Source organism: Saccharothrix xinjiangensis, from assembly GCF_039527585.1.
Taxonomy (GTDB): domain Bacteria; phylum Actinomycetota; class Actinomycetes; order Mycobacteriales; family Pseudonocardiaceae; genus Actinosynnema; species Actinosynnema xinjiangensis.
This window is the reverse complement of record NZ_BAAAKE010000012.1, coordinates 130,516-151,576: the sequence shown is the minus strand read 5'-3', so window position 1 is coordinate 151,576 and position 21,061 is coordinate 130,516. Positions and strand designations below refer to the sequence as shown.

The following is a 21,061-nucleotide window of genomic DNA, read 5'->3' as shown; positions in this document are numbered from 1 at the left end:
TTACAGGTGTGACCACACGACCTCGGCCGGGTTGACGTCCAGGGCGTGGGGGCAGCCTCCGCTCGAACGAGTACCGCCACGCCGCCTGACCTGCACGGACGGCATTCTCGGCAAGCACAGTTTGCCGAGCGCGGCGCAGTTCTGTTCGGTGAAGTGGTCGAACTTGACATCGACGGACAGCTCGCCCTCGACGCCGTGGGTGAGGTCGTCGTCGGCCAGGTCGGAGGCCTTCGGGCCGTTGAAGAATCAGTCCAGAGCGCGCAGGACGGTGGACTTGCCCACCCCATTGGGGCCGATCAACGTCGTGACCTCGTCGAAGCGCACCTCCACGTCTTCCAGGCAGCGGAAGTTCCTGATCCGAACTCTGGCGATCCTCACCGCGGGCGCATCCCAACTCTCGACCGTGCCGTCAGCCGACCATCGTGATCATGTCGGCGCGTTGTGGATCACATCGACGCCGAGGCGATCTTCGCTACGTCACCCGACAACGGTTCACTCGATCGAGTTACACGGATGTATTGCCGGTCGGTCATCGAAGACCTCGGAACGGGCAACATGCTTACTACGTGTACACGACCGGAGGAATGACGTCGGTCGTTTCGCCAGATCACACTCGAGTGTGGTGACCGATCGTCACAACGCTGGAGGTGTCGTGAGCCAAGGACTGCTCTTCGGGCCCGACGACGTCCCCACCGCCAAACCGGTTGGGGACGCATGGCAGCGAATGCGCGTGTTGATCACGGTCAAGGCGGCGCCGAACCCGTCGGAGACCTACGGCGAGACGGTGTGCGTGGCCGGTATCCGCCTTGACCTCGACTCACCCGGCTGGGTCCGCCTCTACCCGATCAACTTCCGCGAGCTCGACAGCCTTCACACCTTCAAGAAGTACGACGTCGTGTCGCTGCGAGCCAAACCCGCGCGAGGTGATTTCCGCACTGAGAGCTGGCGCCCGGACATCACCAGCGTGCGCACCGAGGACCACCTCAGATCGTGGAAACGGCGTCGCGCCCACGTCGAGCCCTACGTCCGCGACTCCATGTGCGCGATCAGGGAAGCGGTTCACACGGATCCGTGCGCAGCCTCTCTCGCCGCCATCCGACCTCACCGCGTCCTCGGCATCGACGTCAAACCTCACCCCGGCTGGAGCCCGGAAGACCAGCGCAAGATCGACCGCCACGTCAGCCAACCCGACCTGACCGGCGGCGACCGAATCGCCCTGCAGGCACCGCGGTTCCAAGGGTGGTACCGCTACCGCTGCACACCCGACTGCGGCGGTCACCGCCAGGGCATCCTCGACTGGGAGTTCGTCGCCCTGCAACGCACCCTGGGAAACCGGAACGACGACGACCTCGTGCGTGAACTGCGATCCGCCTACCTCGACCGGATGTGCGCCCCGCACCGCGACACCGTCTTCTACGTCGGCAACCAGGCCAAGAGCCCGCGCACCTTCAGCGTCCTGGGCGTCTACTGGCCCGAACGCTAGACCGACACCAAATCCAGCCGAGCGCGAACGGCCTGCAGCACCACATGCCGGTGACAGCGCTCCTCGTCGGCCTCGAAGCACATCACCGCCACCCGACGCTGCCTCGCCAACACGGTCAACCGATCCAAAGCCCCGTCCGCAGCCTCGACGTCGAGCAGTTCCGCATACCGCCCACGAGCCTGTGACAACGCCGCACTGTCACCCGCGAAGCCCGGCCGGTTGTCCTTGGGGTTGCCCAACTCGCGCAAGTGCAGGTACTCCACCCCGGCCGACGACAGCGCCTCGGCCAACGCACGCTTGCTGAACCCCTTCTTGCGCGAAATCGGCGTCAGCCGGACGTCGGCCAGGACCTGCACCCCGAGGTCGGACAGCCGCGACACGAAGCCCTCCACATCCAGGCCCTCATACCCGACACCCACCACACCCGACGTCCTTCGCACAACCCGACTCTGTCACAGCCTTCTGAACTGCAGAACACCGACCGGTCTTCACAAGCGCCTGCACAGGCCACCGATGTGCAGGACGGCGGCCCACCAGCGGCCAACCACGGCGTCGGCGCCCGGTTCGTCGGACAGACGATCACGCTGCTCAACAGTTCGAGGACACCATCGCCCCGTCGTGGTGGAAGCTCACAGGAAGCGGTTCAGAAGAGGTCGGTGTCCTGCCATTGCACGCAGGTCGGGCGTGTGCCCGTGTGCAGCAGTTCGTGCAGGGCCTTGCGCCACGTTTCCAGCGGTACCACGGCGTTGTGCGGGAAGGCGGTTGTGGTCGCTTTGTCCATGTACAGGGCAGGTGCGTCTTCTGGCAGGGTGGTCTGGGCGAGGGTGATCCAGGCGCCGCCGTGTTCGTCGGGTGTGGTGGCCTCGGGGGCGAAGTCGGGGGGCCCGCTGCACAGGATGGCGCCGATCCCGGCGTGGCGGTCGGCGTCGATCTTGATCTCGTGGTCGGGGTAGCGGCCGTTCATCAGGCGGGGCCGGTCGCGCACGGTGATCACCGGCGGGTGTGGCTGGGGGTGGTCCAGGATGTGGTCCAGGACCTGGTCCAGCCCCTCTGGTGTGGTGACGAGCCGTGGCTGGTCTGCGGTGCCGTGGTCGTCGTCGCGGTAGTACCAGATGTTCAGTGCCGCGTTCACCGCGGGCTCCTTCCCTTGAACACCAGCGGCCGGTCCTCGGTGGGGTCGTGGACCACCAGGGTCTGCCCTTCGCACAGGATGTCCTCGACCAGCTTGCGGCAGGACAGGTCACCCTGGCAGACCTTGTTGTTGATCACCAGTTCGACCGTGGCCCGGCCGCTGGTGCGCATCCTCCAGGCCACCTTCGGCTCCACGTGCATCGCCACGAACGGCATCCCCGGCCTGCGCAGGATGCCCGCCTCGAACAGGTGACGGGCGATCTGCGGCGACTCGGGCCCCTTGCCGCTCTGCACCAGCACCGGCTGACCGGTCTCGTCCTCGTAGCGCCCCGAGGTGATGTAGTCCGGCAGTTCCCGGCGCTGTCGGGCGACCCGTTGTGTCTCCGTGCCCGACAGGTCGGGCACGGGCATCGCCTGTCGGGAAGGGCTCGCCGTCGAGCTGTGGGCGTCGCGGTCTCCGAGCAGCCGGTTCAGCAGCTCCTGAAGTCGGGCGTCGAGGTCTGCCAGCCGCCGGGCGAGTCGACCTGCGCCCTCGACCACCGCTGCCCACTGCCGGACCACCTGCGCTGCCCGGTCCTCCAAGGCCACGGCACCCCGGCAGGCGCCGCCGAGCAACTCCAGGGCGTCGCGTGCCAGTTCCCCGGCCTGTCGCACCGCTGCGGCACACTCGCCGGTCTTGTCCCTGGCCCGTTGGACCTGCTGGGCGACCTCCCGCACGCCGGCCAACGTTGCCCTCCTCGATGAGCATCGTGGCAGTCGAGCCGCCGGGACCGGTACGCGACACGAGAATGTCGATGCAGTAGGACCCGACCGGGTGCACGCGCTGTTCCGTACTGGTGTGGGTGGTCAGGCGGTTCGGGCTGTGGAGTCGGTGCTGGTTTCTGCGTGTGTGTCGGGGAAGTCGGATGCAAGCGTGGGCCGGGATTGCGGTAGGTCCTGTGGTGGTGTGTCGGACAGGCGTTGGGTGATGTCCTGCACCGTGGGCCATGACCGCAGTTGCCGCCGGACCCGAGGCCGTGGCGTTGTCGGGGAGATGTCATCGGTGGGTGGGTCGTCCGGGCCGGCTACGCGGTCGAAAACGAGCAGGGCTTCGCGGAGGGCTGCCCGGAGCCGTCCGACCTCCAGCGGGGCGAGCATGACCGGTTCGCCGCCGGGGCGGCCGAGCGAGATCCCCGTGGCGGCCAGGCGAACATCCAGCCGTGCTCTGTGGCCCGAGTGATCGCGGCAGGTCACAGACCAGGTGGTGGGATCGCGCTGCCAACCCAGCCGCGACAGCAGGCGAAGCAGGGGACTTCCTCGCCGATGACGGGCCACGTGATCTCACCCGACCCGTGGCGCTGGTATGCCGATGTCAAACTGGTCTTGCCGCTCTATGGGCACTGGTGGGATGCAGGTCTTTTCTCCACGGTCAAGCATTTATTGACTCCTCGATAGAATATCGCTCAACCGACCATGTCATATTCGTGTCGAAAGAGTAATGGCGCTGTCGGGTGGATTCGTTGGAGTGATCATTTTTACTATTCCTTCGGCGTGGTGGGCGGTGGAAGTTGGCATGTGCCGTCGGCGAGTTCGTGTACGTACCGGACGGTGCGTTCGTCGGTGCCCAGGGCGGTGGCCAGGGCTCGGTTGAGGTGTCGATCTGCGGTGTGGTGGTTGCCGGACAGGCGGCATGCTCGGCTCAGCAGGGCCTGGCATTCGGCGAGCCGACGAGGATCGGATGACGGGTTGGTGTCGGTGGCGCGAGTCAGGTGTTTGATGGCCGCGTCGGGACGTCGGGCCTCGATCATCAGGGTTCCGAGGTATGACAGGGTGCGGGTGAAGCCGTTGTTGTGGTGGTGGCGGCCGTAGGTCTCCAGCATCTGGTCGGCGCAGTCGACGACTCTGTGCAGTCGGCCTTGGGCGCGGTAGGTGCGGGAGAGGTCGAGCAGTGCCGAGGCGGTGGCGTCGGGGTTGTCGTCACGTCGGCGGTGCACGGCCAGCTCGTGCCTGCCATGTAGGACGGCCAGCGGCAGGTGGTCGTGGTCGCGCAGCACTCCGGTTCCTCGGCGCAACGTCCGGGCCGCTTCCAGCGAGGTGGGCAGGTGCGTGGCCATGGCGACGCCGCACTCGTGCAGCAGCCGCAGGACGCCCTCATCGACATGCCGGGGGACCGCCGACCACAGTTCGGTCAAGGGGCCGAGGACGGCTTCTGCGTGCCCGGCGGCGATCGCCGCGTTCAAAACCGTGGCGGCGTGGTGGAGGTCGACCTTCGGGGGTGGTGTGCTCTCCGTCCCGATACTGCGCGGCGGTTCGGCGACGCGGTCGGGTGTGCGATCGGTGCCGGTCATCGTCGTTGGGGTTTCGGGTTGGTGCGGGTGACGTCGAACAGGTCGGTGAAGGTCATGGGTGCCAGGGCGGTGAGCGCGCCGCCGATGAACGCGGGGCCGGGCTGGAGTTGGCCGGTGAGGACGCGGGTGACGGTGGAGCGGTTGAGGTCCATGGCCCTGGCGAGGGCGTAGTCGGAGTGGAAGCCGGCCAGTCTCATGGCCTTGGTGAAGGGTTCGGTGCGCAGCCGGATGGTGTGGGGCATTGCCGTCTCCTGATAACGGGTCAGGCGGCTTTGCGGTCATAGAGGCCGGTCCACCAGGACAGCTTCCGTCGGGTCTGCTCCGCGTCCAGGGCCGCGGTGTCGAGATGGCGCATCTTCTGCCGGTAGGCGGCTACCGCGTCGGGGTTGTCGTGGAACGCGGTGGCGACGTCGGTCTCCGTGTAGACCAAAGGCTTGTTCGGGGCCTCGAAGGTCAGCAGGGTGTAGGGGTGCCGCAGGTACGCGTGGAGCCCGACGGCTAGGGGGACGACGCGCAGGGTGGTGTGGGGCCATTCGCACATCAGCAGCAGGTGCAGCAGTTGATCACGCATCACCTTCGGATCGCCGACGGCCAGGCGCAACGCCATCTCGTGGACGTAGAACACCACGCGCGGGCCGGACTGGTGTTGCAGGAGCCGTTGGCGGTTCCTGCGGGCGGTGACCAGGTCGGGGTCGCCGGTCAGGGCCAGGGCGTAGTCCTCGGTCTGGGCCAGGTCGGGGACGGTGACGGGGTCATAGGCGGTGATCGTCTCCGCGATCTCCTCGTGCACCGACAGAGCCGTCAAGGTGTCGGGCCGCTGGTGGTGCGTGCGCAGGAAGCTGCCGGTGTCGGGCTCGGCGGTGATGCTCAGGACGTGGTCGCGAGCCGTCTTGTCGGCCCGGCAAAAGCCCAGCAGGGCGGCGATGTCGACCGCGCTGGTGCCCCGAGTCCCCTTCTCCAGCTTGGACAACTTGCCCAACGACCAACCCAAGGCCTCGGTGACCTTCGGAGCGGGCATCTCGACTGCCCGGCGGATCCTGCGGATCACCTCACCCAGTTCCCGGCTGTGCGCATTGCTCAGGCGCACAGCCGGCGACTTTCCCTCGGTCTCCATGATTTCCTTCCTCGGGATCTCTCCGGTCACTGTTGCGGTGTGGCAACGAGTGGCGGCACGACACTTCGCATGATTGCCCGGCTGCTCATGATCAGTGCTGTGCAGCCAATCAAGGACCGCAGGTCCCGGGAAGGTCAGATTCCAGGGAACGTCGGGGCAGGCCAGGGCAGATGGGCCAATGGTCACGCCGAGCCCATACATTGCCACCGGGGATGAGAAAACTCTTCTATGGTCTGTAGAAGGCGGTGAACAGATCGGAACCTATGTAGAAGACCTGTCAGGGCGGGGCAGATTTCAGGGCAGATCGATGCGGACCAGCGAGAACCTGTTACTTCTCGTGTCAGTCCGGCTACGATCCGTTCCGTATCGGAAGGGGGTGCGGTGAGTCGTGCCGGAACCGAATGACCTGCTGCGTGCCGCGCGTGAACGCACCGCATCGGCAGCGTTGCCCGCGGAGTCGATGTCGCGTCGGGAGTTGGCCGAGGCGGTCAACAACTGGCTGTGGAAGACCACGGGCAAGCGCTACAGCCTGGACGCCCACACCATCGCACGCTACGAACGCGGTGCGGTGCGCTGGCCGGGTGCCCACTACCGAGCGGGACTGCGTCACGTACTCGGCGCGGCCACCGACGCCGAGCTCGGTTTCCGGGCCTCCAGCACCCTTCCAGTTGTCTCGCCCAGTGCGGTCGACCGCGGTGTGGAGGAAGTGCCCCTGCCTGGCAAGGGGGCGGGCTCTGGCTCGATCCAGTCCGTGCGGGGCGCGCCTAGCCTGGAGAGCGTGGACCGCAAAACTTTCCTGACCGGTGCGGTCGGTGCGGGGATCGGGATCTGGGCGACGCGTCAGCGCCCGGTGGCCGTTGTCGACACCGACGACCTGGCCACGGCGATCTCGGGACCGACCGCTCACTACCGGCGCATGGAGTCGGCGATCTCCTCCGATCAACTCGTCGGTGCGGTGGAGGCGCACCTTCGCCTGGCGAAGGCAGTGGTGGCCGACAAACTGCGCACCCAGAGCGGCTTTCGCGTGTTGTCGGAGACCGCCGGGCTGGCCGCGTGGCTGGCCTTCGACCGCGACGACCACGCCACCGCGCGCACGCGCTATGCCGACGCCGTCGGCTACGCCCAGCGTGCCGGCCACTCCCTGCTGGCCGCCTACATGACCGCCAGCCTCGGCCACTTCGCCGTAGAGGAAGGACATGCCCGGCCGGGGGTGATGCTGCTCGATCGCGCCAACACCCAGCTCGACGCCACCGCTCCGGACAGCGCGCGGGCCTGGCTGGCGTCGCTGCACGCCGTCGGACACGCGGCGTTGGGGGACCGCACCGCGACCTATCGGGCGTTGCGCGCAGCCGAACGCCTGACCGGCCGGGGACGAGGTGAACCCCAGTGGCCGTGGGTGTTCGGCTTTGACCGCGCCAAGGCTGCCCGGTACCGCGCCGCGGCACTGGCACGTCTGGGCGACACCCGCACCGCCCGTGACGCCTACACCGAAGCCGAACCTTCGTTGACCGCGCCGAAGCCCCGTGCTCTGGCCCAGGTGGAACACGCGCACCTGCTCGCCGCGGACGGCCTGATCGAGCAGGGCTGCGACCTGGCGGTGAAAGCGTTGGCGGTCGGCCGGACCTACGGCTCGGAGCGCATCACCGCCCGCGTCCGCCGGTTCCGGGAAAGCCTGCCCGCCCACACCCGCGAAGCCTCCGCCCTCGACGACGCCCTGGCCGCCCTCTACGAGCGGGAGACGTGATGGCGCGACTGGCCGTCACCGGACACCGCGGTCTCTCCAGTCACACGGAACAGCTGGTCGACGCCGCCCTGCGCGACTTCGTCAACGCACGAGCCGAAGACGACCTCGTCGGCCTGTCCTGCCTTGCCGACGGAGCCGACACGCTGTTCGCCCGCGCCGTCCTGGACGCCGACGGCTCACTGGTGGTCATCGTGCCCGCCCGCAAGTACCGCGAGCAGCTCCCCGAGACCCACCACGCCGCCTATGACCACCTGATGTCCTCCGCCACCGACGTGATCGAACTCGACCACGTCGAATCGGACTCCTCCGCGCACATGGACGCCAGCCTCCGGATGCTCCACGAGGCCGACGAACTGGTGGCGGTCTGGGACGGACAACCCGCCCGCGGCTACGGCGGCACAGCCGACGTCGTCAACGCCGCCCGCCGCACAGGAATCCCGGTCACCGTCATCTGGCCGGACGACGCGACCCGAGACTGAAGTGCACCGGGAACAACCGTTCAGGGGCTCAGAAAGCGGCCCACGTCCAAGGCTTGGGGACGCCGCCTCGTAGGCACGCCAGGCGATGGGCGAGTTCGCGCTGGACGGTGATGTCGGTCGGTGCCTTGCGGAGCAGGAAGCAGACCCAGCGCAATTCGTGCAGGGCGGCCAGGGTGGGATAGCTCGGCCAGGTGGTGACGTCGTGACCGCCGTAGGCGTTGACGAAGGCGGCGTATTCGGCGGTGGTGATCCTGGTGAAGTCGGTGTGGTCGACCGCGAGCGGGACGAGGTCCCACTCGGGAGGGCCGAGGCTGATGGTGTCCAGGTCCAGCAGAACCGGGTGCCCTGGGACGGGAACGGCGAGGTTGCCTTGCCAGGCGTCGCCGTGGACCACGGTGACGGGCATGCCGGGTGGCAGGCCGGCGTAGTGGTCGCGCAGCCGGGCGAGGTGGTCGGCGAGCCATGTCCTGTCCGACGCGGACAGGACATGGGTGGTCGAGATGCTGTCGTGCAGGCCTTCGAAGGGATCGAGCACGGGCAGCGGGGGACGAGCGGGCGGGCGCAGGGCGTGCAGGGTGCGCAGGGCCGCGCCGAGTTCAGCCGGCGTGGCATGGCGGTGTTCGGGCAGCGTCCACCACCAGGTGACCGGTCGGCGTTCGACCACAACGGGTTGGTCGACCTCGGCGACGGGGCGGATCGCGGGAACGTGCTGTTCGGCCAGCCAGCGGGCCACCGCGATCTGGTGACGCGCCGTGGTCTCGGTGCCCGGTGGTCCGATGCGGGCTGTCACTCCGCCAGGCAGGCGGTAGAGGGTGTTGGAGCCTTCGCGGACCAGTTCGGCCCCCGTCGTGTGAACACCGGCCAGGTGCCCCGCGAAGGCCAGAACGGTGGGCGTGCGCGGGTCGGCTGCGGTCACGCAGCCGATTGTCTCAGCGTTCCCCCAAGATCGCGGTGAGTCCGTCGCGCAGGCCTGCGACATCGGCGACGTCGGCTCGACGACGTGCCGCGTCGTCGAGCGCGCGCAGTTCGCCGACCACCCTGCGGGACCGGAGGGACGTGGCGTCGTCGAGCGCCTCACCCCCGATCACGGCCGCTTCGACCGGGTCGCCCACCGACATGGTCAACGACGCGAGCCTGATGCGGGAGAAGGCACGGGAACGGGGGTAGTCCGAGCCGTGCAGCCGGACGGCGGTGGCGAGTCGCTCGGCGGCGTGTCCGGGGTCCCGTTCGGCGATGGCGACAGGGATCAAGGCCCGTCCGGTGGTCCCCTGGTGCTCGGCGTCGTCGTAGTAGGTGAGCCACGGCGGATCGTCTTCGGGCCGACGCGCGGCGAAGTGGGCATCTGCCCGATCCACTTCGGCCACCGCCTCGCTCACCCGGCGCAGCTGGGCCAGTAGGCGGGCGCGCAGGCTGGACAGCATCGCCTGAGCGGTGCCTGAGAGGCGGTCGGCGCGCACTTGGGCGAGTTCGACCAGGGACAACGCGTCGTCCACGTTGCCCAGGTAGGCGGCCTGCCGCGCCATGTCGGCCAAGGTCGCGGCTCGCAGCGCCCACGACCGACCTCGGCCCGCGCACCACAGCGCGAACCTGAAGCAGTCGTCGGCGGCGGAGTGGTCGCCGCTGTCGAACGCGGAGAACGCCACGACCCCGGCCAGGTTGCCCACGGCCTCGAACAACGCCTCCTTGACCACCTGCTCGGCACGCGCGTCGACCAGCCCCGCGCTCCACCTCAGGTGCCCCGCCGCCGCCTGACCGGCCAGAGCACCCCCGAACAGGTTCTCCACCGCGGCCAAGGCGGTCGTGATCGCCCGAACCTGTTCCACGTCGACCCAGCCGACGCCCGCCGGCGAAGGAGTGTCGACCACGATCCGGTCGACGAACTCTCTGGCACCGACGCCCAACTCGACCTCGGCGCCGAAACGCGACAGGTCCGGCGTCGGGCGGGAAGGAACTCCCGAGACGGTGCTCGTCACACGGAAACCGAGCTCGGCGTCGGTGTCGACCCCGAGCACGTGGCGCAGTCCCGCCCGGTAGTGCTCACCCGGCCATCGAACGGCGCCGCGTTCATACCGCGCCAGGGTGTGCGCGTCGAGGCTGTACCGCTTCCCCGTCGCCCTCCACAACCACGTGTTGACAGCTTCAGCGAGCTCTCTGCGCGACATCGGCTCGGTGGGAATGACTCCGGAAGGAGTGCGCAGCCGCGCGTTCTGCAACAATTCGTTCTGCTGGACCATCGGGCCGCTCCTCCCCTTCATTCCCACGACCAGGGTAGTGAACCCGACGCCGGGCGCAGCCCGTTCGCGCCGGGTTCACCGATATGCCCCGGAATCTGCCCCGACCCGGTCACCGCGATGTCCGGGGCTCAGGCCGTCGGCTGGGACAGGGCGCAGATCCGGTTGCCGTCCGAGGAGGTCAGCAGCCGGGGTGGGGTCTGCACGTAGTAGGCGTTGGTGATGTGTTCGCGCAGGTAGAACCGCACCGTGCCCCACGGCTCGAGTTCGACGATGTTGTCGGTTCGCAGGCCGTGGTGGTGGGTGGTCGCTGATGCCGCCACCCAGCTTCACCGCGCCTCGGCCTCGACCACGATGTGGTCTTCTGCGATGTGGTGCACGGTGTTGAGGCTGCGCAGGTCGAGCACGATCCCGCCAGCCGCTTGAACTTGACCGGCGGTGAAGTGCCTCTCGGCCCGGGGGGATCACCGGAATGCCATGTTCACCGGCGAAATGCGGCACGTCGCTGATGTCGTCGATCGAGCCGGCGCGGACCATGTCGAATGGACAGGGCAGGGCGGTACGGATGATTCGTATTCCTCGGGTCGAGGAGCACGCGTAACGGTGATGGCGGGCCGTGCGGGTGGGGCGATTCTGTTGTTGATCAGCTGAGTGCTGTGAGCAGCCTGGTGAGGAAGGTGTCGGCGTCGGCGGTGAGTTCGACGCCGACGGCGAGGTGGCGGTAGGTGACCAGGTCGGGGTCGAGGGTGATGGCGGCGGCGAGGGGTTCGTGCCAGGCGTTGGCGTCGGCCGAGGGAGTGATGTTGCCGGGGGCGGTGAGGGAGCCGCCCATGACGACCACCGAGTGCAGCAGCCGGGGAGTTCGGGTTCGAGGAGCAGGGCCAGGGCGATGTTGGTCAGGGGGCCGAGGGCGAGCAGGGTGAGTTCGCCGGGGTGTTGTCGGGCGAGGCGGACGAGTTGTTCGGCTGCGGATTCCGGGATCGGTCGGCCTCTGGGGGCGGGGCCCGCGTGGGCGCCGAGGCCGTCGTGGCCGTGGACGAATTCGGCGGTGTGCAGCGGCTGGGCCAGCGGACGGCGTGCGCCGACCGCGACGGGCACGCCGGTCAGGCCGACCAGCTCTAGGACTCTCAGGGCGTTGTCGGCGGCTTGGGGAGCGGGGACGTTGCCCACGGCGACAATCTCGGCCCGGGGTTGGGCGGCGAGGTGGAGGATGGCCAGTGCGTCGTCGATGCCGGGGTCGGTGTCCGGGACGATGCGCACGTGCCTCCCCCAATCGGCTTCGTCGGGAGTGTCGCCATCACTTGTTCGAGGGGTGTGGGCCTAGGTTCGGGGTCATGCGGGTGTGCGTTTACTGCGGGTCCTCCAGCGCCTCCAGCACCTACCTGTCGGCGGCCCGGCGGGTGGGTGCGACGTTGGCGGGGCGGGGGATCGAGGTGGTCTACGGCGGCGGCCGGGTCGGCACGATGGGCGCGCTGGCAGACGGGGCGCTGGAGGCCGGTGGTCGGGTGATCGGGGTGATCCCGGAGGCGTTGGTGGGGTGGGAGGTCGCCCACGAGGACCTGACCGAGTTGCACGTCGTGGCGGGGTTGCACGAGCGCAAGGCGATGATGGCCGCGTTGTCGGACGCGGTGGTGGCGCTGCCGGGTGGGGCGGGCACGTTGGACGAGTTGTTCGAGTCGTGGACGTGGGCGCAGTTGGGGGTGCACGCGAAGCCGGTGGGGGTGCTCAACGTGGCCGGGTTCTTCGACCCGTTGCTGGCGATGGTCGAGCACATGCAGGTCGAGGGTTTCCTCAAGCCCGCGTACCGGGAGATGCTGCTGGTCGACGACGACCTGGACCGGCTGCTGGACCGCTTCGCCGACTACCGCCCGCCGGACTACACGTGGTCGGACGACCCGGTGGACGCCGACGAGGCGTCGAGCTCGTGACCGTGAGGCTCCGGCACGTCGCTGCCCGCCGGATCCAGGTGACCACGTACGTCGTTCGCGCGCGGGTCGTCGAGTTCGTCGAGGACGGCCGGCACCCTGCGCCATGCGACCCGGGCGTCCTGTCGGTGGCCGAGCGCGGCCTGGGTGTGGGGCCGCGGTTGACCAGGGTTTCGGCTTCGCCCAGCGGTCGCCCACCTGCCGACAGGTCTTCAGCGCGAGGTCGAACTGGCCGAGGGCTTTCTGGTGGCGTCCCAGGTCGTGAAGGGTGGTGCCGAGCTCGGCCAGGGCGAAGCTCTCGCTGTCGCGGTTCTCGACGCCGCGGAACAACCTGACCGCCTCGCTGAACAGCTCCACCGCCTCATCTCGCCGCCCCAGCTCGGCCGCCAGGTAGCCGCTGCCGGTCAGCGTTCCCGCCCGCCTCGGCGGCCGGCCCGATGGTGTGGGAGGTGACCCAGGCGGTCCACTGCTTGTGCAGGAACAGGTAGCTCTACAACCCCGCCGGCAGCTGCCATGCTTGCCGGTGCAAGCCGCTCTGGTGAGCCAGCCGGGGTCACCGCGACGAGGGTGGGCAGCTCCGCTTCACACCACACAAGCGCCTGCTCGTAGATGAAGCCTCCCGGTGAAGACGGCACTTCGCCGGGCGGGGGCTCCAGCTCGGGATCGCGATGCTGGGGAACCAGGGCGGGCGGCCCGGTAGGCGGTGTACAGGTGCCAGTCGACCAGCCTGGTCACAGCCACGGCACGGTGACCCTAGGGCCCTCCGGCACGGACCAGTTCGACGCTGTAGGCCTCCTGGGTCCCGGTGTTGGCGGGGAACGAGAAGCTCGGCCGGGCACCGAATCAAGCCAGGCATGCACTTCCATGACCTGCGTCACACGCACAAGACGTGGTTGATCGAGGATGGCGTCCCCGAGGTGTTGCAGCACAAGAGCATCGGCCACAAGTTCCGCGGTGTCATGGGCGTCTACTCCCACGTCACGCAGCCGATGATCGACACCATGCTCGATCGACTCCGGGAGCGGTGGGAGCGGAATGGCCACGAGATCTGGTGACCTCTTCGGGATCGCGAGTGAGGTCAAGATCTTTTGCTCCCATAGCGCTCCCACGAACGGAAAACGGCCCGTCGACGATGATCGTCGACAGGCTGTTGACCTGGTAAAACACACTGTGGGCGATACAGGGATCGAACCTGTGACCTCTTCGGTGTGAACGAAGCGCTCTCCCGCTGAGCTAATCGCCCGTATTCGGTTTTCATCCCCCGCTCTCGCGGTGTGGTCATACCTTACAACATCATCCTCGGGAACCAAAAATCGGGCTCTCCAGCCACGCCCAGTCGAGCCCGAACCAGCCGCCGACCAGCGCGAACGCCCCGAGCAGCCAGCAGGTCACCGCGACGACCAGTCCGGTGGCCGCCAGCACGAGCGCCTTCACCGCGACGTTCTGCCGCTTGAGCCACTCGACCCACGCGTCGTAGTAGCGCTTGGCGAACCGCAGCACCCGTCCGGCCCACGCGAACTCGGTCGCCAGGATCGCCAGGCCCGCGAAGACGACCAGCCACCCCGGACCGGGGTAGGGGATCATCAGCACGCCGCCGATCAGCACCAGGCCGCCGACCACGCCGACACCGATGCGATAGGCCATGTTCAGCGCGGGGTTTCGGCGGAACCAGGCGCGGTACCCCATCCCCTCCGCGGTTTCTTCGCGCAGCTTCGTGGTCATGAGCACATCATGGCGCATGGTCGGCTCAGGCGGAGGCGACTTGACCGGCTGCGACCACCCGAGTTGGTTCCGCGGGCATCGCGCGCCCCGGTTCCAGCGAGATGGCGAAGCCGGTGTGCCGGTGGGCGTCGGGCGACCACCCGGCCAACCCCACCACCGAACCGCCCGAAGTGATGTCGAACACAGCCAGCGGTGTCGCCGGCTTCGTGCTCGTGCCCCACATGACGTAGGTGTGCTCCCCGTCGTTGGGGGAGAGGTGCGTCGGCACCACCGCGGCGCCGTCGTCGGCGGACAGCAGCAGCGCCACCTCCTCCCCGGAGTCCGTCCGCAGCACCGCCCGGCTGGCCGTCGGGTCCGCCGCCAGCCGCAGCGCGCTCTCCAACCGGTCCGCCCGCTCGTCCTGCGCCACGACCTCGTCGCCGAGCCGGTCGAGCCGCACCCCGACCACACCCGCCGCGGCCAGCACCACGACCCCGGCCGCGGCGGCCAGCACCCGCTGCCACGCGCCACCCCGACGTCGCCGGGGCTCCAGCGGGACCGGCTCGGCCACCGGCTGTCGCACGCCCTCCTGCGGCGTCCGCTCGACCTCCGCCATCAGCCGGGCCCGCAGCCGCGGCGGCGGCTCGTGTTGGGGGACCGACGCGCCCAGGGCCGCGGTCACCTCCTCGGTCGTGCGGACCGCCTCACGGCACCGCGCGCAACCGGGCAGGTGGTCGCGCAGCCGCGCTTCCTCGTCCGGTTCGAGCGCGTGCATCGCGAACCCGACCGCGAGCTCCTCCTGGGGGCACCGGTCGTCCCTCCGCTCCCCGGTCACCGGTGTGCTCCCGTCGTCCAGTCCGGCGCGTCCCCGCCGGTCTCCCCGGCCCAAGCCGACCGCAGCGTCGTGCGCAGCCTGCGTATCGCGGTGAACGTGCGCGACTTGACCGTGCCCAAGGGGATGCCGGTCAGCTTCGCGACCTCCGCCTGCGTGTAGCCGCCCAGGTAGGCCAGGGCGATGACCTGGCGCTGGTCCTCGGGCAGCCCGCGCAGCGCCGCCCGCACCTCGGCGCCGACCACACCGGTCAACGCCTCGCCGTCCGCGCCCTCCGCGAAGGGCGCGTTGTGCTCGGAGACCTCGTCGGTGAGCGGCACGTTCCGCTTGCGCTGCGTGTTCTCCCGCCGCACCGCGTCGACGGCCCGGTGGTGCACGACGGTCATCAGCCAGGTGCTGAAGCCGCCACGCGACCGGTCGTAGCCGGAGGGGTTGCGCCACAGCGCGAGGAAGGCCTCCTGGACCACGTCCTCGGCCAGGCCCGGATCGACGCAAACACGCCGGGCCAGTGAGTAAGCCGGTCTCGCGTACCGGTCGTAGAGTGCACCGAACGCGGCCCGGTCACCCGTCGAGACCCGGCCGACGAGCTCGGCATCGGATGGTCGGCCGGGATCGCCGGGCGGCGCCGGTGCGGGTGAGCCAGCCACCAGAGAGGTCCTCACGTCCAACATTCGCGCAACAGCCGGTACCGGGTTCAGGTTAAACCCAGCAAGATGGAGCGGAGCCGCACGGACCGGACACGGAGCGTATCCAGTTGCTAGCCCATGGGAGCGGAGTAGCCCCGATCGGGTGATAAACCGGCTAGAGTCGAGCGTTCCTCGCCACATAGCCGTCACAACGGGAGAGCTCGGTCGTTCTATGGGGACTGGGAAGGGAGAAGAGGTTAACGACGATGCGCAATGACCACGTGACACTCCGCTCAACAGCGGTCTTCGACCTGCTGGCGCCGCGGACCCCGGCCGTCCCGGTGCAGGTGGAGCTCCGCTACGACACGAAAGACCCCTACGCGGTGGTCGCCGCGTTCCGAACCGGCCGCGCCGGCTGGGTCGAATGGGTGTTCGCCCGAGACCTCCTCGCCGACGGCCTGATCGCCGACGCGGGCGACGGCGACGTCCGCATCCGCCCCGCGGCGGACGACCCCGAGGTCGTGGTGATCGAACTCAGCTCGCCCTCCGGCCACGCCATGTTCGAGGCGTCCGCGCAGGAGCTGGCCGACTTCCTCGACCGCACCTACGACGTGGTCGTGCCCGGCAACGAGCACCTGTGGGTCGACGTCGACGAGGCCCTGACCCACCTGATCTCCAACGACCTGACGTAAAAGCGCAGGTGGCGGGCCTGCGCGGGACCTGGGGGACCCCCGATTTGATTCCGCCGCGGGGCATGTAATAAAGTTCCTCTCGCACCGGGGAAGACCGGAACGACAGCCCCAAAAGGGAAAGTTCCGCGAAATCCTACGGAGCATGCGGATGTAGCGCAGTTGGTAGCGCATCACCTTGCCAAGGTGAGGGTCGCGAGTTCGAGTCTCGTCATCCGCTCGGCAGAGGGCCCTTGGGCTCAGGCCAAACTCCTGAGTGCTAGCCTTCAGGTGATCTTGGCGGAGTGGCCGAGTGGCTTAGGCAAGGGCCTGCAAAGCCCTGTACACGGGTTCGATTCCCGTCTCCGCCTCGGACGATTAGCTCAGCGGGAGAGCACTACCTTGACACGGTAGGGGTCACTGGTTCAATCCCAGTATCGTCCACCAGTTATATATGCAGGTCAGACAGCCGGTCGGTGATCTTCACTGATCGGCTTTTTGGCTGTCGTGGGAGCAGATTGGGAGCAAACGATCTTGGTGTGATCGACGCCACCGTATGTGGTCACCCCCTGCTCCAGGGTAGAGGTCACTACGGATCGCTCCCATCGGCGTTGCAGTCCGTCCAGCATGGCGTCGACCATGACGTGCGTCACATGGGAGTAGGTGCCCCGGATGCCCGGCATCCGGTGACCTAGCCGCCTGTGCTGGAGAACCTCGGGGACGCCGTCCTCGATAAGCCAGGTCTTGTGGGTGTGACGCAGGTCATGGAAGTGCAGGCCGGGCAGGATGGGTGCCCATCCGTGTCGGGTGTCGCCGCCGATGATGGGTAGCCAGGTGCGGCGTCGGAAGTTGGTGCGGCGCAGCAGTCCGCCGTCGAGGCCGGTGAAGACGTGCTCCTGGTGCCGCTCGTTCTGCTCGGCCCGATGGGCCGTGAGTTGGTCGACGAGGAACGGGGGTAGGTGGACGGTGCGGGCGCTGGCCTTGGTCTTGGGTGGGCCGAGTTGGAGTCGGCCGCCGATCTCGTGCAGTGCGCCGTCGGTCGGGTCGATGGTGATGGTGCTGCGGGTCAGGTCGACGTGGTGCCAGCGCAGGCCGGCCAGTTCGCCCCAGCGCAGCCCGGTGTAGGCGGCTGTGACGACCAGCACGGCCATGGCGGGGCAGCACCGCTGGGCGATGGTGCGCACCTGCCAGGGCGATGCGTGAGGTCGCTCGTCGTGGTCGCCGGTGTCGATCCGCAGCCGTCGACACGGGTTGGCGCCGATCAGCCCTTCGTCCACGGCGTCGCCGAGCAGCATGGACAACAGCGTGACCACGTCTTCGACGGTGCGTTCGGCGAGCGAGCGGCGCAGGGTTTTGATCCAGCCTTTGACGGTCATGCGGCTGATCTCTTTGAGCGGTGTGTCGCCGAACTTCGGCAGGACGTGGTTGCGCAGGTGCGAGTCGTACTTGGCGCGTGTGGTGGGGCTGACGTCATGGGCCTCGTTCCAGGTCTCGACCCATTCCCGTAGTGGAAGGCCGCCCAGGGTGGGGTCGATGAAGGTGCCGCGGCGCAGGTCGGACTCGATGTCGCGGGCCCGGTCGCGGGCGGTGTCCCGGTCGGTGAACCCGGTCTCGGAGGCCAGGGCTCCGTCGGGGGTGCGGTAGCGGACGCGCCAGCCGGGGCCGTGTTTCTCCACCCATGCCATGCCGAACTCCCTCGCTGATCGTCGCTGGTGTGCCTCTACCTGGGGCAGCGGATATGGACGCTCCATAGAGGACAGATGTCAAGCCGTATGTGGTCACCCCGGCCGAGATGCGCCCGCCGACGAACTCCACCTCGGTGCTCGCCCGGTCGAGGAGTCCACGAAGTCGGTCGGCCGGTCATCGGGTTCGGCGGGCGTGCTGAGGGCGTGCACCGGGGGCGCCTTGGGCTGTGATGGTCTTCAGGTCGGTTGCGGAGAACCGCAGGTGCTTGCCCGGGAATGTGCACGGCACCTGCCGCCTGCCGGCCCTGCGGCGAAGCCACGACTCCCGCACCGCCAACTACTCCGCCGCCTGTGCGGGGGTATGCAGCCGCAACGCCGACTCCTGCCGGCCGGTGGGCGTGCCGTCCGGCGATGTGTCCACCGCATCGGTACCCGATGACAAGCCGGATACCGGTCCGTGTCGCCGTGAGGACCGCGGGTTACCGGCCTCGACAAAGTCGGTGACGGCGCGGACGACGTCGTCGTCGACGGCGGGTGGCCGCCTGGCTTGCGGCGGGCGGGAACTCCGGGGATGGAGTGATGGTTGACCGGACCGGATCATGAGGTGACCTCCATGGCGACGAGGACGCATCCGCCGTCGGCACAGCGCCGATGACACCTCAGAACTCCGAATTCCAGCCCTGGCGGGGACAGCTCACCCCGCCGGCTCGCCCGACTGGGTGAATGGCGATGATGCTCGCCTCTCCGCCCAATGCGCTCAGCCGTGGCCTTCTGTCTCCGCAGAGCTTTCGTGTGCCAGGGAAGAAGCTATAGGTAGCAGTCCCTGTTGTTTCAGTGTAGATTAAAATACTTCGAAGTTGTCGGTGTTGGTCGTCCCGGGCATCTGTCCGGTGTCGATGAGTTCCCGGCGGCGCCAGGCGTAGATGGTCTGGTCGCTGATGTCGAGGTTCGTCGCGACTCGGGCGACACGGCGGCCGGACGCGACCAGGTCGAGCACCTTGCGCCGGAACTCGGGTGGATGCCGCTTGGGCATCGTGGGCTGTCCTCCGGACTACTGGGATGAGGACATGTCTGGCGTGGCTGCCCGGCTTTCACGCCATTAAGGTGAACGCTGGTCATCCACCGGGACCGGACGGTTCGAGGTGTCGGCAGGTTGGCGTCAGCGCACTACAAAATTTGCGGTGTGGTTCGGAACCCTAAGCGTGTCATGACATGCCGGTAGGTTCCTCACTGGGCAAGGGCGTGGCATCCCAGATGCTGAGACTTCGGATATTCGGTAGCCGTCCTGATCAAGGTTTACGCTGATGGCGCAGGGCAGCGCTGGCCCCCCAGGGCCAGCGAGGATCGCAACTTGCTACCGCAAAGCGAGCGGTCGAGCGGCCCGTCGCAGCGCTGGCCCCCAGGGCCAGCGAGGATCGCAACTCCGACACCAACAACAAGCCGTTGGTCGGTCCCAGCAGCGCTGGCCCCCCAGGGCCAGCGAGGATCGCAACCGGTCGGTGTAGGACAGCCCGCCCCACACGCCCCAGCAGCGCTGGCCCCCCAGGGCCAGCGAGGATCGCAACACCGTGCCCACGGCCGACGGGCTCGTCGAGCACGAGCAGCGCTGGCCCCCAGGGCCAGCGAGGATCGCAACTTGACGCCCTCTCGGGCTCCCTCCTCTCCGACCCCCGCAGCGCTGGCCCCCAGGGCCAGCGAGGATCGCAACTCCGTCGACGACGACGGCGGCCTGCACCGCTCCGACGCAGCGCTGGCCCCCAGGGCCAGCGAGGATCGCAACTTGTGGGCTGCTGCGGACGACCGGTTCGACTCCAGCGGCAGCGCTGGCTCTCCAGGACCAGCGAGGATTGCACCTCGGACCCGCTCCAAGACGCGGACACCCGTTGTGGCGCGCAGCGCTGGTTCTGCGGTCAATACGGAGATTAAAAGAGCGATGGCGGTTGGTGCGGTCATGGTGTCGTCGTGAGGGTCATTCCGGTCTGGGCGAGGCAGCCGTCGGGCACGTCGGGCTGGTACTGGATCTTCTTGAGTTTCCGTTTGACCACCCGCACCAGGTGGTCGAGGTCGGCCGCGGCGAAGTCGGCCAGCGACCGCTTGAGCAGTGACCACACCTCTTCGGTCGGGTTCAGGTCGGGCGTGTAGGACGGCAGGTGCACCACACGCGGCCAGTCCCGGTTCGCGTCGATGAACTCGACCAACCCGTGTGCCTCGTGGACATTCGGATTGTCCCGAATCCACACCATCGGAGCGTGCAGTTGGTTGTGGGTTGCCACGATCAGGTCGCGGTACTCGGCCCAGGTGAAGCCGCGCCGCTCGCCCTTGCGGCCGTGCCACAGGCGCAGCCGGTAGAGCAGACGTGATCGGTCGCCGGGTGTGAAGCACAGCACGCCCGCGATCGACACCCGGCTCGCACGTCGGCCGCGCACCCGGAACACCGGGGTCTGCCCGTGCGGCGCCCAGCTGCGACCTCTCGGCGGCGTGGAGCCCCTGACCCGCCTCGTCCTCGAAGCAGATCCAGGCGCCCAGGCCCGCCACGAGCCTTTTGCCCAGGGCCACACCTCCCCGTGCACACCCCGACCACACCGTCGTCACGCCCGATCGCCCGATCGCCCGATGGACTGGGACCTGCAACGACCAGCCGTGCCGGCGCAGCAACCGCCACACCCCCTGCACGGTGCAGCCGACCCGGAACAACCGCCCGATCACGATCTCGACCTGGGCCAGGGTCCAGCCCCCGCCCTCGTCCCAGCCGTGCGCCAACGGACCCCGGCCAACTCGCACACCAACCGCTCCACCGCGCCGGGAAGAGCCGCTCCACCGACATCGGCCCCGCCGACCGCAACGCCTCCAGACCGCCCTCACACCACGCCCAGCGCCACTTCTCCATCTGCCGCACACCCACCCGCAGCTCCGCAGCGACCACCGCGGTCCTCTCACCCCGGGCGAGCCGAACACCGGCCTCCAACCCGATCCGCTCCCGCGCCCGCTGCTCGCGAGGCGTCAACCCACCACCCTGCGCATACCTCATCCACCCGACATACCGCGACGATCAAGAACCGTCACGGGGCCAGTCCCACTGCCAACGCCAATTCAACCTCTGTAACCCCTGTAAGGC

The 21,061-nt window shown here is 68.5% G+C and carries 21 protein-coding genes, 4 tRNA genes and 3 pseudogenes; 9 read left to right on the top strand and 19 right to left on the bottom strand.

Annotation, left to right across the window (positions count from 1 at the left end; genetic code table 11):
- Positions 1-246 precede the first annotated feature (246 nt).
- Positions 247-378, bottom strand: a complete 132-nt coding sequence (locus ABD223_RS24000; RefSeq protein WP_344038674.1) for an AAA family ATPase — start codon at positions 376-378, stop codon at positions 247-249.
- A 274-nt stretch (positions 379-652) separates the two neighbouring features.
- Between ABD223_RS24000 and ABD223_RS23995 the strand changes: the two genes are divergently transcribed.
- Complete coding sequence (locus ABD223_RS23995; protein ID WP_344038673.1) at positions 653-1,483, top strand: hypothetical protein; 831 nt, start codon at positions 653-655, stop codon at positions 1,481-1,483.
- Here ABD223_RS23995 and ABD223_RS23990 read toward each other — a convergent pair.
- From ABD223_RS23990 to ABD223_RS23965, 6 genes are all read right to left on the bottom strand, one after another.
- Complete coding sequence (locus ABD223_RS23990) at positions 1,480-1,905, bottom strand: DUF488 domain-containing protein (RefSeq protein ID WP_344038672.1); 426 nt, start codon at positions 1,903-1,905, stop codon at positions 1,480-1,482. The two genes, ABD223_RS23995 and ABD223_RS23990, sit on opposite strands and share 4 nt — an antisense overlap.
- Positions 1,906-2,126: 221 nt before the next feature.
- Positions 2,127-2,615: an Imm1 family immunity protein gene (locus ABD223_RS23985; protein ID WP_344038671.1), complete on the bottom strand. Its 489-nt coding sequence runs from the start codon at positions 2,613-2,615 to the stop codon at positions 2,127-2,129.
- A complete protein-coding gene (locus ABD223_RS23980) occupies positions 2,612-3,331 on the bottom strand; it encodes a DddA-like double-stranded DNA deaminase toxin (protein ID WP_344038743.1) in 720 nt (239 codons plus the stop codon). The genes ABD223_RS23985 and ABD223_RS23980 overlap by 4 nt, the downstream gene beginning before the upstream one ends.
- An 800-nt stretch (positions 3,332-4,131) precedes the next feature.
- A complete protein-coding gene (locus ABD223_RS23975) occupies positions 4,132-4,941 on the bottom strand; it encodes a tetratricopeptide repeat protein (protein WP_344038670.1) in 810 nt (269 codons plus the stop codon).
- The gene (locus ABD223_RS23970) at positions 4,938-5,183 is read right to left on the bottom strand and encodes a transcriptional regulator (RefSeq protein WP_344038669.1); all 246 of its coding nucleotides are present in this window, start codon (positions 5,181-5,183) and stop codon (positions 4,938-4,940) included. The genes ABD223_RS23975 and ABD223_RS23970 overlap by 4 nt, the downstream gene beginning before the upstream one ends.
- Positions 5,184-5,203: 20 nt before the next feature.
- A complete protein-coding gene (locus ABD223_RS23965) occupies positions 5,204-6,085 on the bottom strand; it encodes a helix-turn-helix domain-containing protein (protein ID WP_344038668.1) in 882 nt (293 codons plus the stop codon).
- 358 nt (positions 6,086-6,443) lie between these two features.
- On the opposite strand from ABD223_RS23965, the gene ABD223_RS23960 reads away from it, so the two are divergent.
- Together ABD223_RS23960 and ABD223_RS23955 are read left to right on the top strand one after the other, a co-directional pair.
- On the top strand, positions 6,444-7,799 hold the full coding sequence (locus ABD223_RS23960; protein ID WP_344038667.1) for an NsdA family TPR-like regulatory protein: 1,356 nt from the start codon (positions 6,444-6,446) through the stop codon (positions 7,797-7,799).
- Positions 7,799-8,278 carry a hypothetical protein gene (locus ABD223_RS23955; protein ID WP_344038666.1) on the top strand — a complete coding sequence of 160 codons (480 nt, stop codon included), beginning with the start codon at positions 7,799-7,801 and terminating at the stop codon, positions 8,276-8,278. Before ABD223_RS23960 ends, ABD223_RS23955 begins: the two co-directional genes overlap by 1 nt.
- Before the next feature lie 28 nt (positions 8,279-8,306).
- Here ABD223_RS23955 and ABD223_RS23950 read toward each other — a convergent pair whose 3' ends face one another.
- The 4 genes and pseudogenes from ABD223_RS23950 to ABD223_RS23935 all read right to left on the bottom strand — a co-directional run bounded on the left by ABD223_RS23950 (position 8,307) and on the right by ABD223_RS23935 (position 11,769).
- Positions 8,307-9,194, bottom strand: a complete 888-nt coding sequence (locus ABD223_RS23950) for a phosphotransferase (protein WP_344038665.1) — start codon at positions 9,192-9,194, stop codon at positions 8,307-8,309.
- A 13-nt stretch (positions 9,195-9,207) separates the two neighbouring features.
- On the bottom strand, positions 9,208-10,440 hold the full coding sequence (locus tag ABD223_RS23945) for an NsdA family TPR-like regulatory protein (protein WP_344038664.1): 1,233 nt from the start codon (positions 10,438-10,440) through the stop codon (positions 9,208-9,210).
- Between the two features lie 200 nt (positions 10,441-10,640).
- Positions 10,641-10,832, bottom strand: a complete 192-nt coding sequence (locus tag ABD223_RS23940; protein ID WP_344038663.1) for a hypothetical protein — start codon at positions 10,830-10,832, stop codon at positions 10,641-10,643.
- Between the two features lie 320 nt (positions 10,833-11,152).
- A pseudogene (locus ABD223_RS23935) lies at positions 11,153-11,769 on the bottom strand (nucleoside hydrolase).
- 74 nt (positions 11,770-11,843) lie between these two features.
- Here ABD223_RS23935 and ABD223_RS23930 point away from each other — a divergent pair.
- A complete protein-coding gene (locus ABD223_RS23930) occupies positions 11,844-12,437 on the top strand; it encodes an LOG family protein (RefSeq protein WP_344038662.1) in 594 nt (197 codons plus the stop codon).
- A 210-nt stretch (positions 12,438-12,647) separates the two neighbouring features.
- Here the strand turns inward: ABD223_RS23930 and ABD223_RS43635 are convergent.
- Positions 12,648-12,842 (bottom strand): annotated as a pseudogene (locus ABD223_RS43635) (tetratricopeptide repeat protein); the annotation flags it as partial.
- A 260-nt stretch (positions 12,843-13,102) separates the two neighbouring features.
- Here ABD223_RS43635 and ABD223_RS23925 point away from each other — a divergent pair.
- On the top strand, positions 13,103-13,489 hold the full coding sequence (locus tag ABD223_RS23925) for a tyrosine-type recombinase/integrase (protein ID WP_344038660.1): 387 nt from the start codon (positions 13,103-13,105) through the stop codon (positions 13,487-13,489).
- 116 nt (positions 13,490-13,605) lie between these two features.
- On the opposite strand, the gene ABD223_RS23920 is transcribed toward ABD223_RS23925, so the two are convergent.
- The 4 genes from ABD223_RS23920 to ABD223_RS23905 form a co-directional block, all read right to left on the bottom strand.
- A tRNA-Val gene (locus ABD223_RS23920) sits at positions 13,606-13,677 on the bottom strand.
- 50 nt (positions 13,678-13,727) lie between these two features.
- The gene (locus tag ABD223_RS23915; RefSeq protein ID WP_344038659.1) at positions 13,728-14,156 is read right to left on the bottom strand and encodes a TIGR02611 family protein; all 429 of its coding nucleotides are present in this window, start codon (positions 14,154-14,156) and stop codon (positions 13,728-13,730) included.
- Between the two features lie 25 nt (positions 14,157-14,181).
- Positions 14,182-14,970, bottom strand: coding sequence for an anti-sigma factor (locus tag ABD223_RS23910; RefSeq protein WP_344038658.1), 789 nt, complete (start codon positions 14,968-14,970; stop codon positions 14,182-14,184).
- Positions 14,967-15,638 carry an RNA polymerase sigma factor gene (locus tag ABD223_RS23905; RefSeq protein WP_344038657.1) on the bottom strand — a complete coding sequence of 224 codons (672 nt, stop codon included), beginning with the start codon at positions 15,636-15,638 and terminating at the stop codon, positions 14,967-14,969. The genes ABD223_RS23910 and ABD223_RS23905 overlap by 4 nt, the downstream gene beginning before the upstream one ends.
- Before the next feature lie 221 nt (positions 15,639-15,859).
- Between ABD223_RS23905 and ABD223_RS23900 the strand changes: the two genes are divergently transcribed.
- The 4 genes from ABD223_RS23900 to ABD223_RS23885 all read left to right on the top strand — a co-directional run bounded on the left by ABD223_RS23900 (position 15,860) and on the right by ABD223_RS23885 (position 16,708).
- Positions 15,860-16,285, top strand: a complete 426-nt coding sequence (locus ABD223_RS23900) for an SsgA family sporulation/cell division regulator (protein ID WP_073893954.1) — start codon at positions 15,860-15,862, stop codon at positions 16,283-16,285.
- 144 nt (positions 16,286-16,429) lie between these two features.
- Positions 16,430-16,502, top strand: a tRNA-Gly gene (locus tag ABD223_RS23895).
- Between the two features lie 58 nt (positions 16,503-16,560).
- A tRNA-Cys gene (locus ABD223_RS23890) sits at positions 16,561-16,632 on the top strand.
- A gap of 1 nt (position 16,633) precedes the next feature.
- Positions 16,634-16,708 (top strand) — tRNA-Val (locus ABD223_RS23885).
- Positions 16,709-16,722: 14 nt separating this feature from the next.
- On the opposite strand, the gene ABD223_RS23880 is transcribed toward ABD223_RS23885, so the two are convergent.
- The 3 genes and pseudogenes from ABD223_RS23880 to ABD223_RS43630 form a co-directional block, all read right to left on the bottom strand.
- On the bottom strand, positions 16,723-17,946 hold the full coding sequence (locus tag ABD223_RS23880; protein ID WP_344038656.1) for a tyrosine-type recombinase/integrase: 1,224 nt from the start codon (positions 17,944-17,946) through the stop codon (positions 16,723-16,725).
- Between the two features lie 841 nt (positions 17,947-18,787).
- The gene (locus ABD223_RS23875; protein ID WP_344038654.1) at positions 18,788-18,979 is read right to left on the bottom strand and encodes a transposase; all 192 of its coding nucleotides are present in this window, start codon (positions 18,977-18,979) and stop codon (positions 18,788-18,790) included.
- 916 nt (positions 18,980-19,895) lie between these two features.
- Positions 19,896-20,974 (bottom strand): annotated as a pseudogene (locus ABD223_RS43630) (IS630 family transposase).
- Positions 20,975-21,061 lie beyond the last annotated feature (87 nt).